The organism is Paraburkholderia phenoliruptrix (assembly GCF_902859825.1).
GTDB lineage: Bacteria > Pseudomonadota > Gammaproteobacteria > Burkholderiales > Burkholderiaceae > Paraburkholderia > Paraburkholderia phenoliruptrix.
Genome location: NZ_CADIKB010000013.1, coordinates 100145 through 116405, shown reverse-complemented (window position 1 = coordinate 116405; position 16261 = coordinate 100145). Strand labels below are relative to the sequence as shown.

Sequence of the window (16261 nt, the reverse complement as noted above, 5' to 3'; positions counted from 1 at the left end):
GCGCGGGCGTTGTCTTTTGCGGCGGCGCGCGGCCTCGCGCGCGGCTCGCCCATCCGCCGAAAAGCCCCGGTTTCTCCTCCTTTATCCGCCGATCGGTGCTTGCGCCGACCGGGAATAATCGCTCTCACTGGAAAGAGGCGCAGTGCCTCGCCCGATTGGAGAGCCTTGTGGCAGAGGAAAGCGACCTCGAAAAAACCGAATCAGCCACCCCTCGGCGCTTGCAGAAAGCGCGCGAGGAGGGGCAGATCGTGCGTTCGCGGGAGCTCTCGACGTTCGCGCTGCTCGCGGCCGGCTTTTTCGGCGTGTGGGGCATGTCGGGCAGCATCGGTGAGCATTTGCAGGCCATGCTGCGCGCGGCGTTCACATTCGACCACGCGAGCGCTTTCGAGACCCACCGCATGATGGCGGGCGCCGGCGCGGCGAGCCGCGAAGGCCTCTACGCGCTTTTGCCGATCCTCGCGTTTACCGGCGCGGCCGCCTTGCTCGCGCCGATGGCGCTGGGCGGCTGGCAACTGTCGGCGAAAGGGCTCGAGCCCAAGTTCGACCGCCTTAATCCGATTGCCGGCCTCGGCAAGATCTTTTCGATCAACGGCCCGATCCAGCTCGGCATGTCGCTTGCCAAGACGCTGGTGGTGGGTGTGATCGGCGGTACCGCGATCTGGAACCGGCGCGAGGAGATTCTCGCGCTCGCCACGCAGCCACTGCACCTCGCGCTCGCCAACACCGTGCATCTCATCGCCGTGTGCTGCGGGATGACGGTGGCGGGCATGTTCGTCGTCGCCGCACTGGACGTGCCGTATCAACTCTGGCAGTTCCACAAGAAACTGCGCATGAGCAAGGAAGAAGTGAAGCGCGAGCATCGCGAAAGCGAAGGCGATCCGCACGTGAAGGGCCGGATTCGCCAGCAGCAGCGCGCCATTGCCCGCCGCCGCATGATGACGCAGGTGCCGAAGGCCGACGTCGTGGTCACGAACCCGACGCACTTCGCGGTCGCGCTGCAATACACGGACGGCGAGATGCGCGCGCCGAAGGTGGTCGCGAAGGGCGTGAACCTCGTGGCCGCGCGGATTCGCGAGCTCGCCGCCGAAAACAACGTGCCGCTGCTGGAAGCGCCGCCGCTCGCGCGTGCGCTTTATCACAACGTCGAACTGAACCGCGAGATTCCCGGCCAGCTGTATGGCGCGGTCGCCGAAGTGCTCGCGTGGGTGTACCAGTTGCGGCGCTTCAAAACCGAAGGCGGCGTCAAGCCGGTCGCACCGACCGAGCTCGAGGTGCCCGCGGAACTCGACAAGGGCGGTGTATCGGATGAAGAAGCCGATCAGGAAGCCGCCGACACGCTCAACCCCGCTAACGATGACGGAGTCTCGGCATGAACGCTCGCGCCGGTTTCCTCGCTCGACGGCCCGATGCCCTGAGCAGCACCAATTTGCGCGCCTTAGCCGGCCCGGTGCTGATCTGCATGATCCTCGGCATGATGATCCTGCCGTTGCCGCCGTTCCTGCTGGATCTGCTGTTCACCTTCAACATCGCGCTTTCCGTGATGGTGCTGCTCGTCAGCATGTACACGATGAAGCCGCTCGACTTCGCCGCTTTCCCGAGCGTGCTGCTGTTCTCGACCCTGCTGCGCCTGTCGCTGAACGTCGCGTCGACGCGCGTCGTGCTGCTCGAAGGCCACACGGGTCCTGACGCCGCGGGCCAGGTGATCGAGTCGTTCGGCCACTTTCTCGTGGGCGGCAACTTCGCGGTCGGTATCGTCGTCTTCATCATTTTGATGGTGATCAACTTCATGGTGATCACGAAGGGCGCGGGGCGGATTGCGGAAGTGTCCGCGCGCTTCACACTCGACGCGATGCCCGGCAAGCAGATGGCGATCGACGCCGACCTGAACGCCGGCCTCATCAACGAAGAGCAGGCGCGCAAGCGCCGCGCGGAAGTCTCGCAGGAAGCCGAGTTCTACGGCTCGATGGACGGCGCGAGCAAGTTCGTGCGCGGCGACGCGATTGCCGGTTTGCTGATCATGGTGATCAACATCTTCGGCGGGCTGATCGTCGGGATGGTTCAGCACGGCATGGACTTCGCGTCGGCGGGCAAGAACTACACGCTGCTCACCATCGGCGACGGCCTCGTCGCGCAGATTCCGTCGCTCGTCATTTCGACGGCCGCCGGCGTGATCGTGTCGCGCGTCGCAACGAATGAAGACATCGGCACGCAGCTCACCGGGCAGCTCTTCACGAACCCGCGCGTGCTGATGATCACCGGCTGCATTCTGGTGCTGATGGGCCTGATTCCGGGCATGCCGCACTTCGCGTTTCTGATTCTGGGCGGCGGTCTGATCCAGCTCGGCCGCACCATGAAAAAGCGCGCCGAGGAACGCAAGAACACGACGGCGCTCGTGGATGTCGCGCCGGCCGCCGTCACGCCGGTCGAGAACACCGAAGCCAGCTGGGACGACGTCACGATGATCGACACGCTCGGCCTCGAAGTGGGCTACCGGCTGATTCCGCTCGTCGACAAGAACTCGGACGGCGAACTGCTCAAGCGGATCAAGAGCATCCGCAAGAAGTTCGCGCAGGAAATCGGCTTTCTGCCGCCGGTCATCCACATTCGCGACAACCTGGAATTGCGGCCGAACGGTTATCGGATCGCGCTGAAGGGCGTGGAAGTGGGCGTCGGCGAGGCGTATCCGGGCCAATGGCTCGCGATCAACCCGGGTCAGGTTTCCGCCGCGCTGCCGGGCACGCCGACGCAAGACCCGGCGTTCGGTCTGCCGGCCATCTGGATCGACACGAATCTGCGCGAACAGGCGCAGGTGTATGGCTACACGGTGGTCGATTCGAGCACCGTGGTCGCCACGCACCTGAATCACCTCGTGGTCACGCACGCGTCCGAGCTGCTCGGCCGCCGCGAGGTGCAGGCGCTGCTGGAGCGCATGCAGAAAGACACGCCGTCGCTCGTCGACGATCTGGTGCCGAAGACGCTGCCGCTCACCACGTTGCAGAAGGTGCTGCAAAACCTGCTGGAAGAAGGCGTGCCGATCCGCGACCTGCGCACCATCCTCGAAGCGCTGTCCGAGCACACGCCGAAGCTCACCGACGCGCACGATCTCACCGCCGCCGTGCGTCTTGCACTCGGCCGCGCGATTACGCAGCAGTGGTTCCCGGGCACCGGCGACATGCAGGTGATGGGCCTCGACTCGAATCTGGAGCGCGTGCTCTCGCAGGCGCTGTCGACCGGTTCCAACCCCGGCCTCGAGCCCGGCCTCGCGCATACGCTGATGACCGAAACGCAGAAGGCGATGAGCCGTCAGCAGAACATGGGACTCGCGCCGGTGCTGCTCGTGCAGCATGCATTGCGGCCGATGCTCGCGCGCTTCCTGCGCCGCAGCCTGCCGCAGTTGAAGGTGCTGTCGTATGCCGAAGTGCCGGACACGCGCAACATCAAGGTGGTCAATCTGATCGGCGCGCAGGGTTAGCGCGCGACGAAAAGCGCGCTGAGCACCTTGTCGCAAACTGCGCGGCACTTGCTGCGCGCATGACGGGTGGACCGACACTCGACCGGTTAGCCGGCGCCTGAGGGCGCCGGTTTTCATTTCCGCACCTGACTTTTCGCACCGCGAAGGTATCGGCGAGTCCATGCTTCGCTCGCGGGCACCGCCTTGACGCGGCTTGCGACTCGCCGGCGGGCGCGCGGCACGGCGCGTTTTCGTCACGCGGCGGGCCGGGATGGCGGCGCGCTTCCATCGGCCGAATTACCCACGTTTAACGGCCTTTATCCACCGATCGTCGGACGACGGGTTTCGCAATAATGATCTCAATGGGAAGCGGTGTGTTGCCGGTCCGTCAGTCCGTTTACCTCATCGGGGGTCCAGCTTGAACATTCGTAAATTTATCGGTGCCAACAGTCGCGACGCACTGCGTCTCGTGCGCGAAGCGCTGGGCGCCGACGCGGTCGTGCTGTCCAATCGGACAATGGATGACGGCAGTGTCGAGATCGTCGCATTGGCCGACAGCGACCTTGCGGCGATCACGCCGAAGGCACCGCGCGCCGAAGCGAGCGCAGCACCATCCGCATCGACGAATCTGGCGGCTGCGCAACCCGCACTGGGCGTGTCGGCCGCACCGCGCGCGATGTCCGCGCCTCAGGCGATGCAAGCCAATCCGTATGCGAGCGGCATGCCGGACGTGTTCTCGTCGGTGTTCGGCGCGAGCCCCGAAGCCGGCACCGAGACGGCGGGCAGCTTCGCTGATTCGTCGCTCGCAGGCGGTCACGACGCGCAGCCGGCCGCAAAGGTCATGCCGAGTGCGGCGATGAATGCAGCGATGCAAGCGGCGAAGCAAGCCGCCACGCCGTCCGCGGCGCTGGCCGACCCGCTGGCCGCCGCGCGCAAAGGCGCATTGCATGGCGCTTCCGCCGCTGCCGCCAATGCGGCCCCCGCGGCCCCCGAGCGCGCGAAGCACGCGCCTGCACCGCAATCGCAACAGATCAACGTCGGTCAGCCGAGCGCCCGCGCCGCGGCCGCGCGCCTGAACGAAGACATCCGCGCCGACCTGCTGAAGGCCGCCGGTGTGCCGTCCGGCTCCGCGGCTTCGTCCGCCGACGCTCAGGCGCCGCGCACGCTGGCCGACTCCAATCCGTGGCTGATCGATCACGCGCGACGCATTGCCGCCGAGCAACAGCAGCACGGTGAATACAGCGCGCGTCCTCACGCGATGACGCCCGCCGACGCGATGGCCAAGGGCCTCGGCGGCGCCGTCGAGCCGGGCAACGCCGCCGCAACGCAAGCGGACAACACGCCGGATTGGGCTCGCGAAGCCGCGCAAGTCGCCGCGCGCCGCGCCGCGCAGAAATTCGCGCCGGCGCCCGCCGCCGACGACACGCGCACGCCTGCTGCTGTCGCTGAAGCCATCAAGGCGCGCATGGAGCAGGTCGTCAAGGAAACCGTGATGAGCGAGCTGTCGTCGCTGCGCGGCATGATGGAAGAACAGTTCGCGGGCCTCATGTGGGGCGACCGTCAACGCCGCAATCCGGCGCACGGCGCGCTGACCAAGCATCTGTTCGCGGCCGGCTTTTCCGCGCAGCTCGTGCAGATGATGGTCGACAACCTGCCCGAGGACGTCGACAACATGGACGACGGCATGGACTGGGTGCGCTCGGTGCTCGCCTCGAACCTGCCGGTGATGGAAGACGAAGACACGCTCATGGAGCGCGGCGGCGTATTCGCGCTGATGGGCCCGACGGGCGTCGGCAAGACCACGACCACGGCCAAGCTCGCGGCGCGCTGCGTGATGCGCTTCGGCGCCAGCAAAGTCGCGCTGCTCACCACCGACAGCTACCGGATCGGCGGTCACGAGCAACTGCGCATCTTCGGCAAGATTCTCGGCGTGTCGGTTCACGCGGTGAAAGACAGCGCCGACCTGCAACTCGCGCTCTCCGAATTGCGCAACAAGCACATCGTGCTGATCGACACGATCGGCATGAGCCAGCGCGACCGGCTCGTGTCCGACCAGATCGCGATGTTAAGCCGCGCGGGCCAGCCGGTGCAGCGTCTGTTGCTGCTCAACGCAACGAGCCACGGCGACACGCTCAACGAAGTCGTGCAGGCCTACCAGCGCGGACCGGACCAACAGCCGCTCGCCGGCTGCATTCTGACCAAGCTCGACGAAGCCACCAACCTGGGCGGCGTGCTCGATACGGTGATCCGCTACAAGCTGCCGGTGCACTACGTGTCGACCGGCCAGAAAGTGCCGGAAAACCTCTACGTCGCGACCAAACGTTTCCTGCTGAAGAGCGCGTTCTGCATTCCGCGCGATCACTCGCCGTTCGTTCCGCACGACGACGATGTGCCCGCGCTGCTCTCCGCGCTGTCCGCGCGCTCCACCGCTGAATTGCACGAGGTCCGCTTTGGATAAGCTCGTCTCCGATCAGGCAGAAGGACTGCGGCGCCTCCTCGCGCGCAGCGGCTCGCGCGTGATTTCGGTAACGGGCGGGTCGCTGGGCGCGGGCTGCACAGCCACGGTGATCAACCTCGCGGCGGCGCTCGCGCAGCAAGGCAAGGACGTGCTCGTGATCGACGAGTGGCTCGGCGACAAGTCGGTGAGTGCGCTTGCCGGCAGCGTGCGCGGCGCGGGCAACTTTACGGCGGTGATGCGCGGCGAGATGACGCTCGACGACGCGGCTTCGCGGCATCCGCTCGGCTTCTCGGTGCTGGCCGCCTCGCGTGCGCATCGCGAGGGCTATAGCGCGGCGCAATTGGGCGTGCTGCTGCACGGCTCCGCCGACGTCGTGCTGATCGACGCGCAACTGGATCAGCAAGGACACCTCTCGGCGCTCGCGATGCAGGCGCACGACGTGATGATCGTCACGCGCATGGCCGCGCAGGCGATCACGGACGCCTACGCATGCATGAAGCGCCTGCATTACGCCCACGCCATCGCGCAGTTTCGCGTGCTGGTGAACCACGTGCAGAGCGTGGAAGACGCTCGCACTGCTTTTGCAAACCTGGCCGGCGTGGCCGGGCGCTACCTCGCGGTGGCGCTGGAAGACGCCGGTTGCATTGCCGCGGATGCGCGGATGGCGCGAGCCGAAGAGTTGTCGCGTTGTGTCGTCGACGCATTCCCGTCGACACCGGCAGCGCGCGATTTCCGGCACCTCGCGGCCGAACTGCAGTACTGGCCGATGCGGCCAGCGATGTCGTCGCAAACGCCATGGATGGCGCCTGCGACAGTTTCAGCGGCGCAACACGCCGACCAACCGTCTGCGCAGCACGCCTGAGGGGCGGCACAAGGACAAGGGGAGCACGATGTATAACGCTCAGGGAAAGATTTCCCAAGCCGATGTTTTAACGAAGTACGCACCGCTCGTGCGTCGACTCGGCTTGCAGCTCGTCGCCAAAATGCCGGCCAGCGTCGACCTCGACGATCTGATTCAGGCCGGCATGATCGGCCTGCTGGATGCCGCGAGCCGCTACAAGGAAGATCAGGGCGCGCAGTTCGAGACCTACGCGAGCCAGCGGATTCGCGGCGCGATGCTGGACGAATTGCGCAGTAACGACTGGCTGCCGCGCAGCTTGCGGCGCACTTCGCGAGAAGTGGAAACAGCCGTGCACAAGGTGGAGCAGAACCTGGGCCGCTCGGCGAGCGAAACGGAGATTGCCGAGCACCTGCAAATGCCGCTCGACGAGTATCAGTCGATGCTGCAGGATCTGCATGGCAGCCAGCTCATCTACTACGAAGACTTCGACCGTTCCGCCGACGACGAACCGTTTCTGGACCGTTACTGCGTGGATCACTCGGATCCGCTCTCGGCGTTGCTCGACGAGAGCCTGCGCTCCGCGCTGGTGGAAGCCATCGACCGCTTGCCGGAACGCGAAAAGCTGCTGATGTCGCTCTACTACGAGCGCGGCATGAACCTGCGTGAAATCGGCGCGGTGATGGAAGTCAGCGAGTCGCGCGTATGCCAGCTGCACAGCCAGGCGGTGGCGCGTTTGCGCACACGTCTGCGCGAAATGGCCTGGGCGAATGCCGAGACCACCTGAGCGCTCTGCCTCGCGCGCCAACGCATGCGTGTCAAGCCTCCGCCATTTCATGCTCGGCGGCGAGCGCGAGAAAAGCAGAACGCGACATGCCACGCGCCTGCGCGTATTCGTCGATTTCATGCACCAGCGCCTCGGGTAACGAGATGTTGATGCGAACCGCCTTCTTGAGCGCGGGAATATTCCGGGTGGTCACGAAGCCCCACGTGAAACCCGCGTAGTCAGGATTGCGCCGATGCTCGTCTAGCGTCCGCCTTTCGGGAATCGGCAAGCCTTCGTCGAGCAGCGTGTCCAGATGCGCCTCGATCGCCTCTTTCGCGTTCGCGTAAGCCTCCTCCAGCGTATCTCCCGCCGAATGACAGCCCGGAATATCCGGCACGATGACGCCGAACGCGTGCTCTGCGTCACCTGGCTCGATGGCGACCGGAAAGATCAAGTTTTTCATTTCAGCCCTGCCTGTTTCAAGATGCTGTTCAGCGTGCCGGGCGGAAGGTCCCTTTTGGGATGGGGGATGGTCACGAGCCCGGCTTTCAATGCGTGCCGGAAGTGATGATGGCTGCCCGATATCCGGACAAGCCGCCAGCCATCCGCGTGAATCAGTTTGACGACCTCGGCACTGTTCATACTGCACTCCTCGTACTATACACACGATTACACAACCTCGCTAGAGTCAGTTTTCGCTGCTGTCGGATGACACGGGAAAGGCGGCGTGCCTAGGCGTGCCGGCGGCGGAAAACCTCGTTGGGGGAAGAGGAGATTTGAACGCGGGCGGCACCCTGAGCGCCACCTGGCCGGATGGCCAACGTGTGAGGGGAGGAGGGAAGTGCGAGTGAGCGAGACGGTAAAAACAAAAAGGGCCCGTCGCAGCGACGAGCCCTTGATGGAAATGTTCTGTCTGATCGCGGTTTTACACCGCCGCGCGTGCCGGAATGCGTCCGTCCGGACCGTAGAAACCGGCCTTTTGCGGCATCACCACCTGTAACGCGGCCAGCGCCCGCTGGTTGTAGTCCATGCGCACGCGAATCAGCTCGCCGTTGCTGGTGTTCGAGCGGCGCGCGCGCTCGGCGGCCTTTTGCAGCAGCGACCATTGGGCGCCGAGGCGCTCGTCGGTGCTGGCGGCGAGTTCCATGCCGGCCCAGCCGCCGGGAAAACCCATGCCGGCGAGCAGCTCGTCGCGGCGGGTTTCGAGCTGCGCGAGCTCGCCGATCAGTGCGGTCTTTTTCTCGATCACCGAAGGCAGCAATTCGACCGGCGACAACGCGGTGAGCGCCTTGGTCTCGAGCGTCAGGACCGACGCGAAGGCCTCGACGGCGGAATATTCTTCGATGAGGGTGGCAAGCAGGGCGTCTTTCATCTCAACAACTCGCTGAAAACGTCGGCTCGCAGAGGAGTTGCGAGCCGTGTTTGTCGAACGCCGCCCGGCCATTCACCGTACTTCGATGCGTCGATTAGTTGCCGGTCGACGAGGATTTGTTCTGCAACAGTTCGCGCGCGGTGCTCAGCACACCGTCGGCGATCTTGCCGGAGTCGATCGTGAGCGTGCCGTCCTTGATGGCCTGCTTGATCGACTCGACGTGCGCCGTGTCGATGTCGGCGGAACCGGACGCCGCGAGGCTGCGCAAATGCTGCGACAGGCCCGACAGGCTGACGCTCGCGTCGCCCGAGCCGCTGGAAGTGGGTTGCGAGGCAGTGCCCGCCGTCTGCGCGCCGGTGTTCGCGGTCGCCGCTTCGCTTTGCTGCGAGCGGGACACGGCATCTTTCAACGTCGGCAGGTTCGAATTGGTTTGGGAATCGACTTTCACGATTGGCTTCCTGAACGATTTGATTCTGATAACGGCAAGCGTTCATCAAAACTTTAGCGCAATCGCTGCAGCTTTTTCCTTGTCTATCAAGACGATCCGGCCCTGAAACGGCCGGCGCCGCCAGAGCCTGCGCGACGCGCGGGTCGTCCGCATTCACAGTTGAATCTCCACCGTGGCGCCATCCTTGACGATGCCCGAGATGACCTGGCCGTTGGCGGTCTTCACCCGAACCTGCTGACCCGGCGACGCATTGTTCATCGCGCTGCCTTCCGAAGAAATCGCGAAACCGTCGCCGGCAGCCACCACGCGCACCGTCTGTCCGATGGACACCGCCGACGCGCTTTTGAGCATGTCGCGGCGCAGCGGCATGCCGGCGGAGACGCGCGTGAGCGTGACCGAGCCGACCGCCTGCGCCGGATCCGTCACGATGGCCTGCGGCAAGCCCGTCAGATCGCCATCGCGCGCGACGAGGTCGGCGGCGGTGAGCACTTCGCCGACCGACATGGCGCGGCCCGCGAGGTAGTAGGTGGCATGCAGCGAAACGCGCGTCTGCAGATAGATGGTCCACGGACGCTGGCCGGCGCAACGCACGCCGACGGTCACGCGGCCCCACAGGCGCGCGCCGCTCGGCATGAACGGCTCGAGCATCATGCACGCCGCGAGACCGCGCGGAAACGCGGGCGCGACGGTGATTTCCACCTTGCCCGGCAAGCCCGCCGATTGCTGTTGCAAAAACGCCAGCGCGACGGCGCGAATCGCTTCCGGGTCCTGCTGGCCGGGTAGCGGCGCAGACTGCGCCGGGGCTGCCGTGCGCGCATTCGGTTGGGCGACGGCCGCCGCGGCTGCGGCAGGCCGCGTGACAGGCATGCTGGCCGTCGGCGCGACGCCGGCGCTCATCGCCGAATGGGCGGGCGCGCTCGCGCGCGTGGCAACCGGTTTGCCGTCCGCGCCGAACTGCGGCGGCTCGCCGCGTGCGGCCAGCGGATCGAAACTGTCTGTTGCCGAAGAACCTGCAGCTGCCGTCGACTCCGACACGCCAGCCGCTGCGCGGCCTGCCACGCCCGAAGGCGCGTTGGCCGCGACCGGCTGAACACCCGCGCTGCCGCGCGCGCCGTTGGTTTGCGGCGCCGGGGTCACGACAACCGGCACGACGCGGCGCGAAGCCGGCATCGTGTTGAGGCGGCCGGCGGTGCCGGCTGTGCTGGCCGTATCGGCCGGGTTGGCGGAGTTCGGTGTGCTGGTGGCGCTCGAGCCGGCGCGCCCCGGCGCGGGAATGGTGACGACACCGTTGGCGTCCGGCTTGAAATTGGTGCGAATCATTTGCGGCGCGACCGGCGTGTCGCCCGCGCCCGCGATGACGATCGAGCCGCTGGCATTGGCGGCGCGGGTAAACGCATCGGCGTCGCGCGTGGACGAACCCCGCGTCAGCGATTGCGCGGTGGCGGCGGCGAGTGTTGCGGCCGAGCCGGTCCGTTTGGCGGGCGCCGTCTGCATATGCTCGGCAAGTTCCGCGAGCGCGGCGGGATTCTGTTCGTTCGGGCCGGCAATCACGATCGGGCCGTCGGCTTCGCCGGCATGCGCGCCGGCGGCCAACAGCAGCGCAGCGCCGCCCGACGCGGCCACGCCGAGCGTCGAACTCAACAGAAGCCTGGCCGCGACGCGCAGGGCGACCGCACTCATGCGATGCGCCGCCGCGCGTCGTGCGCGGGGCGTCGGATCGGAAGTGGGCTGGTCCATCGCGGTTCTCCATCGAATGCATTCGGTACGCCTTGCATTCTATTGAGCGCCCCCTTTGCGCAAACGTTGAATAGAAGCCCCCTTTCCCGGTTATTCGTCCGATTGCTGCTTGCGCGGCGCCCATAAGATGCTCCTCATGCAAAAAGGCCTTCCCGTCTCATGCAGCTTTCTGACAAGAGGCGCACGGGAAGCCTCGGGACCGCTCTCCGGAGATTCTTATGCTGGACAAACTCGATGCCGAATTCGCTTTTGGACGTGAAGCGCTCGACGTGCGCGCTTACCGCCAGGAGCTTCTTTCGTCGAATATCGCCAATGCCGACACGCCCGGCTACAAGGCGCGCGACGTCGACTTCGCTTCGTCGCTTGCGGGCGCGCTGAAAAAGACCGGCGCGACCGGCCACGCGGCGTCGAACACCGCCGCGCTGCCGATGGCGCAGCCGGCCGGCGTGACGAGCGGCATGTCGATGGCGGCGACGGCGCCGGGCCACATGTCCGGCAAATCGACGCTGAGCGCGGCAGGCGGCACCTCGGACGACTACGGCAATCTGCAATACCGCGTGCCGACGCAACCGGCGCTCGACGGCAATACCGTCGACATCGACACGGAGCGCGTGCAGTTCGCGGACAACACGCTGCACTTCGAATCCGGCATGACGGTGCTCTCGAACCAGATCAAGACGATGCTGTCGGCGATCCAGTCGGGCTCCTGAGCAGCGCCGCAAGACATGCGCGGCAGGTAGAACAGATCGCTACGGGAACTAACTTGAAGCCGGCTCGAACCGGCAAGAAAGGTCAGCAAACATGCCTTCTTTGATGAACATATTCGGTGTTGCAGGCTCGGCGATGTCCGCGCAGTCGCAACGGCTCAACGTGACGGCCTCGAACCTCGCCAATGCGGACAGCACGACCGGCCCGGACGGCCAGCCGTACAAGGCCAAGCAGGTCGTGTTCGCGGTCGCGCCGCTCGGCGGTGCGCGCACGGCGTCCGGCCAGCAGGTTGGTGGCGTGCAGGTTACCGGCGTGGTCGACGACCCGACGCCGATGAAGACCGCCTACGACCCCGGCAACCCGGCGGCGAACGCGGACGGCTATGTCACCTTGCCGAACGTCGACCCGGTGCAGGAAATGGTGAACATGATTTCGGCGTCGCGCTCGTATCAGGCCAACGTCGAAACGCTGAACACCGCCAAGACCCTGATGCTGAAAACGCTCACGATCGGAACCTGAGGAGAGCCCCTTGACCACCAGCACCACCATCGGCAGCAACGGCACGAACGTGTCGCAAACGCTGCTCGACACGATGAACGGCACGAAGAGCTCGTCGAGCACGGGCAGTTCGACCAGTTCGACGACCGGCACCTCCGGCACCTCGGCGACCGATCTGCAGAACACCTTCCTGAGCCTGCTCGTGGCGCAGTTGAAGAACCAGGATCCGACCAATCCGATGGACAGCTCGCAGATGACTTCGCAGCTCGCCCAGATCAACACCGTGTCGGGCATCAGCCAGTTGAACACGACGTTGAGCTCGCTCGCGACGCAGATGTCCGCCGGCCAGCAGTCGCAGGCGGCGCTGCTGATCGGCTCGACCGTGCTCGCGCCGGGCAGCTCGATTTCGGTTGCAGGCGGCAAGGCCAGCTCGTTCGGCGTGCAGCTCGCGAACTCGGTGAACGACCTGCAGGTCGTCGTGAAGAACTCGGCAGGCCAGATCGTCAACACGATCGACCTCGGCAAGCAGTCGGCGGGCACGATTCCGGTGGGCTGGACGCCGACCGACTCGGCCGGCAACACGCTGCCCGACGGCACCTACACCATCAGCGCGGTCGGCACGATCAACGGCCAGCAGGCCACGGCCAGCACGCTCGCGGGCGCAACGGTGCAAAGCGTCGTGACGCAGTCGAGCGGGACGCCGGGCCTCGTGCTGTCGAACGGCTCGACCGTCTCGCTGACGAGCGTCGCCGCCATCCTCTAATTCAGATCAAGTCAGTTACGACTTTCCAGACACGGAGACCGTCATGGGTTACCAACAAGGTTTGAGTGGTTTGTCGGCATCGTCGAGCGATCTCGACGTGATCGGCAACAACATTGCCAACGCGAATACGGTTGGCTTCAAGAGCGGCGCGGCACAATTCGCCGACATGTACGCGAATTCGGTGGCGACCGCCGTGGGCAACCAGGTCGGCATCGGCACGAAGCTCTCGGAAGTGCAGCAGCAGTTTTCGCAAGGCACGATCACGAGCACGAACCAGGCGCTCGACGTCGCGATCAACGGCAACGGCTTCTTCCAGCTGTCGAACAACGGTTCGCTCGTGTATTCGCGCAACGGCGTGTTCCAGCTCGACAAGAACGGCTTCATCACGAACGCGCAAGGCTTGCAGCTGATGGGTTATGCCGCGAACAGCTCCGGCATCATCAACACCGCGCAGACCGTGCCGTTGAGCGTACCGACCGCGAACATCGCGCCGAAGGCCACCACCAACATTTCCGCCGGCCTCAACCTGAACGCGCAGGATCCGCTGATGCTCGGCACGCCGAGCGTGACGGCCAGCGCGTCGAATACCGGCACGCTCACGTCGCCGGGCGCGACGATCACCAACACCGCCTCCGGCACGAACAAGGACAACTACACCGTCACGTTCACCAGCGCGACGGCCTACACGGTGACCGACACGACGCTCGGCACTTCGACGACCGGCACCTACACGGCCGGCTCGCCGATCTCGCTCGGCAACGGTCAGACCGTCACGTTCAACGGCGTGCCTGGCACCGGCGACAGCTACACCATTGCGCCGACGCCGGTGGCCTTCAACCAGAACAGCTCGTCGACGTATAACTACTCGACCAGCACGACCGTGTACGACTCGCTCGGCGGCTCGCAGACGGTCAACATGTATTTCGCCAAGACCTCGGCCGGCACGTGGGACGTGTACGCCGGCGTATCGACCGGCACCGCCTCGCTCGTGGGCCACGCGAACTTCAACTCGTCGGGCACGCTGCTCGGCACGACCGACGCTGCGGGTACCGCGACCACCACGCCGTATGTCTTCAACTTCTCGGTGCCGACCACCGACGGTTCGTCGACCCCGCAGGCGCTAACGCTGAACATTTCGGGCACGACGCAGTACGGCGGCAAGAACGGCGTGAACTCGCTGCAGCCCGACGGCTACGCGGCCGGCACGCTGACGAGCTTCACGATCGGCGCCGACGGCACGCTAACCGGCAACTACTCGAACCAGCAGACCGCGGCGCTCGGCCAGATCGTGCTTGCCAACTTCTCGAACCAGAACGGTCTCGTCAACCTCGGCAACAACGAATTCCAGCAGACGTCGCAGTCGGGCGTCGCGCAGATTTCGGCGCCGGGCTCGACGAACCACGGCGTGCTGCAAGGCGGCGCGGTCGAGAACTCGAACGTCGACCTGACGAGTGAACTGGTGGATCTGATCACCGCGCAACGCAACTATCAGGCGAACGCGCAGACGATCAAGACGCAGCAGACCGTCGACCAGACGCTCATCAACCTGTAAGCGAGCAGGACGGACCCATCATGGATCGCCTGATCTACACCGCGATGTCGGGCAGCACGCAAGCGCTCGAACAGCAGGCCATCGTTGCGAACAATCTGGCGAACGCGTCGACCACCGGTTTCCGCGCGCAGCTGGCGACGTTTCGCGCCGTGCCGATGTCGTTCGGCGACGGCAGTTCGATCAACGACAACACCACGCGTACCTTCGTGCTGTCGTCGACGCCGGGCGCGGACTACACGCCCGGCCCGATCCAGCAGACGGGCAATCCTCTCGACGTCGCGATCGAAGGCCCGGGCTGGCTGTCCGTGCAGACCGCCGACGGCGGCGAGGCCTACACGCGCGCGGGCAATCTGCACATCGACCAGAACGGCCAACTGGTCAACGCCACCAATCAGGTGGTGCTCGGCAACGGTGGGCCGGTTTCGGTGCCGCCGGGCGCGCAGATCACCATCGGCCGCGACGGCACGGTGACCGCGCTCACGCCGGGCGACCCGCCGACAGCCGTGGTGACGATCGATCAGCTGAAGCTGGTCAATCCCGATCCGCAAACGCTGACGCGCGGCGACGACGGCCTGTTCCGCACCGCCGACGGCAATCCCGCCGACGCGGATCCGACCGTGGCGGTCGCGCCTGCATCGCTTGAAGGCAGCAACGTGAATCCGGTGAGCGCGATGGTTTCGATGATCACCAACGCCCGCCAGTTCCAGATGCAGACGAAGCTGCTGGAAAGCGCGGACAAGAACGATCAGGCCGCCAATCAGTTGCTGAATTTCAGCTGACGGGCATAGCGGGCCGTGCAACGGCTCGCAAACAAGTTGCATGGGACCGCACTCAGCGCTAAAGCGCAACGTGCGGCTCAAATTGGAGAAATTTATGAATCGCTCACTCTACATCGCCGCTACCGGCATGAATGCGCAGCAGGCGCAGATGGACGTGATCTCGAACAACCTCGCGAACGTCAGCACCAACGGCTTCAAGGGCTCGCGCGCGGTGTTCGAGGATCTGCTGTATCAAACCGTCCGTCAGCCGGGCGCGAACTCGACGCAGCAAACCGAATTGCCGTCCGGCATCCAGCTCGGCACCGGTGTCCAGCAGGTCGCCACCGAGCGTCTGTACACGCAGGGCAACCTGCAGCAGACCGGCAACTCGAAAGACGTCGCCATCAACGGCCAGGGCTTTTTCCAGGTGCAGATGCCCGACGGCACGACCGCCTATACGCGCGACGGCTCGTTCCAGACCAACGCGCAAGGCCAGCTCGTCACGTCGAGCGGCTATCAGGTGATTCCGGCCATCACGGTGCCGACCAATGCGACGTCGCTCACCATCGGCAGCGACGGCGCAGTATCCATCACCGTGGCCGGCTCGACCAACACGCAGCAGCTCGGCACGATGCAGCTCGCCACCTTCATCAACCCGGCCGGTCTCGACGCAAAGGGCGAAAACCTGTTTGCGGAAACGGCCTCGTCGGGCGCGCCCAACGTCGCGCAGCCTGGCCTGAATGGCGCCGGCACGCTGAATCAGGGCTACGTGGAAGCATCGAACGTGAACGTGGTGCAGGAACTGGTGAACATGATCCAGACGCAACGCGCTTACGAAATCAACAGCAAGGCCGTGACGACGTCCGACCAGATGCTGCAGACGCTCAGCCAGATGCAGGTTTAACGCTGAAG

At 65.4% G+C, this 16261-nt stretch carries 16 protein-coding genes; 11 read left to right on the top strand and 5 right to left on the bottom strand.

Annotated features, from left to right (window positions below):
* Positions 1-167 precede the first annotated feature (167 nt).
* From flhB to HV711_RS15815, 5 genes are all read left to right on the top strand, one after another.
* On the top strand, positions 168-1373 hold the full coding sequence (flhB, locus tag HV711_RS15835) for a flagellar biosynthesis protein FlhB (RefSeq protein ID WP_035476272.1): 1206 nt from the start codon (positions 168-170) through the stop codon (positions 1371-1373).
* Positions 1370-3472: a flagellar biosynthesis protein FlhA gene (gene flhA, locus HV711_RS15830; RefSeq protein WP_013589945.1), complete on the top strand. Its 2103-nt coding sequence runs from the start codon at positions 1370-1372 to the stop codon at positions 3470-3472. Before flhB ends, flhA begins: the two co-directional genes overlap by 4 nt.
* 397 nt (positions 3473-3869) lie before the next feature.
* Complete coding sequence (gene flhF, locus HV711_RS15825) at positions 3870-5909, top strand: flagellar biosynthesis GTPase FlhF (RefSeq protein ID WP_035476274.1); 2040 nt, start codon at positions 3870-3872, stop codon at positions 5907-5909.
* Positions 5902-6771 (top strand): P-loop NTPase family protein, encoded by an 870-nt coding sequence (locus HV711_RS15820; RefSeq protein WP_013589943.1) that lies wholly within the window; start codon positions 5902-5904, stop codon positions 6769-6771. Before flhF ends, HV711_RS15820 begins: the two co-directional genes overlap by 8 nt.
* A gap of 28 nt (positions 6772-6799) precedes the next feature.
* Positions 6800-7534: an RNA polymerase sigma factor FliA gene (locus HV711_RS15815; RefSeq protein WP_013589942.1), complete on the top strand. Its 735-nt coding sequence runs from the start codon at positions 6800-6802 to the stop codon at positions 7532-7534.
* A 31-nt stretch (positions 7535-7565) separates the two neighbouring features.
* On the opposite strand, the gene HV711_RS15810 is transcribed toward HV711_RS15815, so the two are convergent.
* The 5 genes from HV711_RS15810 to flgA all read right to left on the bottom strand — a co-directional run bounded on the left by HV711_RS15810 (position 7566) and on the right by flgA (position 11070).
* A complete protein-coding gene (locus tag HV711_RS15810; RefSeq protein WP_028361467.1) occupies positions 7566-7976 on the bottom strand; it encodes a type II toxin-antitoxin system HicB family antitoxin in 411 nt (136 codons plus the stop codon).
* On the bottom strand, positions 7973-8155 hold the full coding sequence (locus HV711_RS15805) for a type II toxin-antitoxin system HicA family toxin (RefSeq protein ID WP_013589940.1): 183 nt from the start codon (positions 8153-8155) through the stop codon (positions 7973-7975). The genes HV711_RS15810 and HV711_RS15805 overlap by 4 nt, the downstream gene beginning before the upstream one ends.
* A 283-nt stretch (positions 8156-8438) precedes the next feature.
* Positions 8439-8885 (bottom strand): flagella synthesis protein FlgN, encoded by a 447-nt coding sequence (locus tag HV711_RS15800; RefSeq protein WP_015004006.1) that lies wholly within the window; start codon positions 8883-8885, stop codon positions 8439-8441.
* A 94-nt stretch (positions 8886-8979) separates the two neighbouring features.
* Positions 8980-9333, bottom strand: a complete 354-nt coding sequence (gene flgM, locus HV711_RS15795; RefSeq protein ID WP_028361468.1) for a flagellar biosynthesis anti-sigma factor FlgM — start codon at positions 9331-9333, stop codon at positions 8980-8982.
* A 153-nt stretch (positions 9334-9486) separates the two neighbouring features.
* Positions 9487-11070: a flagellar basal body P-ring formation chaperone FlgA gene (flgA, locus tag HV711_RS15790; protein WP_035476275.1), complete on the bottom strand. Its 1584-nt coding sequence runs from the start codon at positions 11068-11070 to the stop codon at positions 9487-9489.
* Between the two features lie 218 nt (positions 11071-11288).
* On the opposite strand from flgA, the gene flgB reads away from it, so the two are divergent.
* The 6 genes from flgB to flgG all read left to right on the top strand — a co-directional run bounded on the left by flgB (position 11289) and on the right by flgG (position 16253).
* On the top strand, positions 11289-11780 hold the full coding sequence (gene flgB, locus HV711_RS15785; protein WP_013589936.1) for a flagellar basal body rod protein FlgB: 492 nt from the start codon (positions 11289-11291) through the stop codon (positions 11778-11780).
* Positions 11781-11871: 91 nt separating this feature from the next.
* Positions 11872-12297, top strand: coding sequence for a flagellar basal body rod protein FlgC (gene flgC, locus HV711_RS15780; RefSeq protein ID WP_028361470.1), 426 nt, complete (start codon positions 11872-11874; stop codon positions 12295-12297).
* A gap of 10 nt (positions 12298-12307) precedes the next feature.
* On the top strand, positions 12308-13039 hold the full coding sequence (locus HV711_RS15775; protein ID WP_028361471.1) for a flagellar hook assembly protein FlgD: 732 nt from the start codon (positions 12308-12310) through the stop codon (positions 13037-13039).
* Between the two features lie 43 nt (positions 13040-13082).
* Positions 13083-14591 (top strand): flagellar hook protein FlgE, encoded by a 1509-nt coding sequence (locus tag HV711_RS15770; RefSeq protein WP_013589933.1) that lies wholly within the window; start codon positions 13083-13085, stop codon positions 14589-14591.
* Between the two features lie 20 nt (positions 14592-14611).
* The gene (gene flgF, locus HV711_RS15765) at positions 14612-15370 is read left to right on the top strand and encodes a flagellar basal-body rod protein FlgF (protein ID WP_013589932.1); all 759 of its coding nucleotides are present in this window, start codon (positions 14612-14614) and stop codon (positions 15368-15370) included.
* 94 nt (positions 15371-15464) lie between these two features.
* Positions 15465-16253, top strand: a complete 789-nt coding sequence (gene flgG / locus HV711_RS15760) for a flagellar basal-body rod protein FlgG (RefSeq protein ID WP_013589931.1) — start codon at positions 15465-15467, stop codon at positions 16251-16253.
* Positions 16254-16261 lie beyond the last annotated feature (8 nt).

Coding starts and splice junctions, on each gene's coding strand:
- flgC (WP_028361470.1), top strand. CDS start 11,872: ATGCCTTCTTTGATGAACATATTCGGTGTTGCAGGCTCGGCGATGTCC.
- flhA (WP_013589945.1), top strand. CDS start 1,370: ATGAACGCTCGCGCCGGTTTCCTCGCTCGACGGCCCGATGCCCTGAGC.
- HV711_RS15800 (WP_015004006.1), bottom strand. CDS start 8,885: ATGAAAGACGCCCTGCTTGCCACCCTCATCGAAGAATATTCCGCCGTC.
- flgF (WP_013589932.1), top strand. CDS start 14,612: ATGGATCGCCTGATCTACACCGCGATGTCGGGCAGCACGCAAGCGCTC.
- HV711_RS15810 (WP_028361467.1), bottom strand. CDS start 7,976: ATGAAAAACTTGATCTTTCCGGTCGCCATCGAGCCAGGTGACGCAGAG.
- HV711_RS15815 (WP_013589942.1), top strand. CDS start 6,800: ATGTATAACGCTCAGGGAAAGATTTCCCAAGCCGATGTTTTAACGAAG.
- HV711_RS15770 (WP_013589933.1), top strand. CDS start 13,083: ATGGGTTACCAACAAGGTTTGAGTGGTTTGTCGGCATCGTCGAGCGAT.
- flgA (WP_035476275.1), bottom strand. CDS start 11,070: ATGGACCAGCCCACTTCCGATCCGACGCCCCGCGCACGACGCGCGGCG.
- flgB (WP_013589936.1), top strand. CDS start 11,289: ATGCTGGACAAACTCGATGCCGAATTCGCTTTTGGACGTGAAGCGCTC.
- flgG (WP_013589931.1), top strand. CDS start 15,465: ATGAATCGCTCACTCTACATCGCCGCTACCGGCATGAATGCGCAGCAG.
- HV711_RS15805 (WP_013589940.1), bottom strand. CDS start 8,155: ATGAACAGTGCCGAGGTCGTCAAACTGATTCACGCGGATGGCTGGCGG.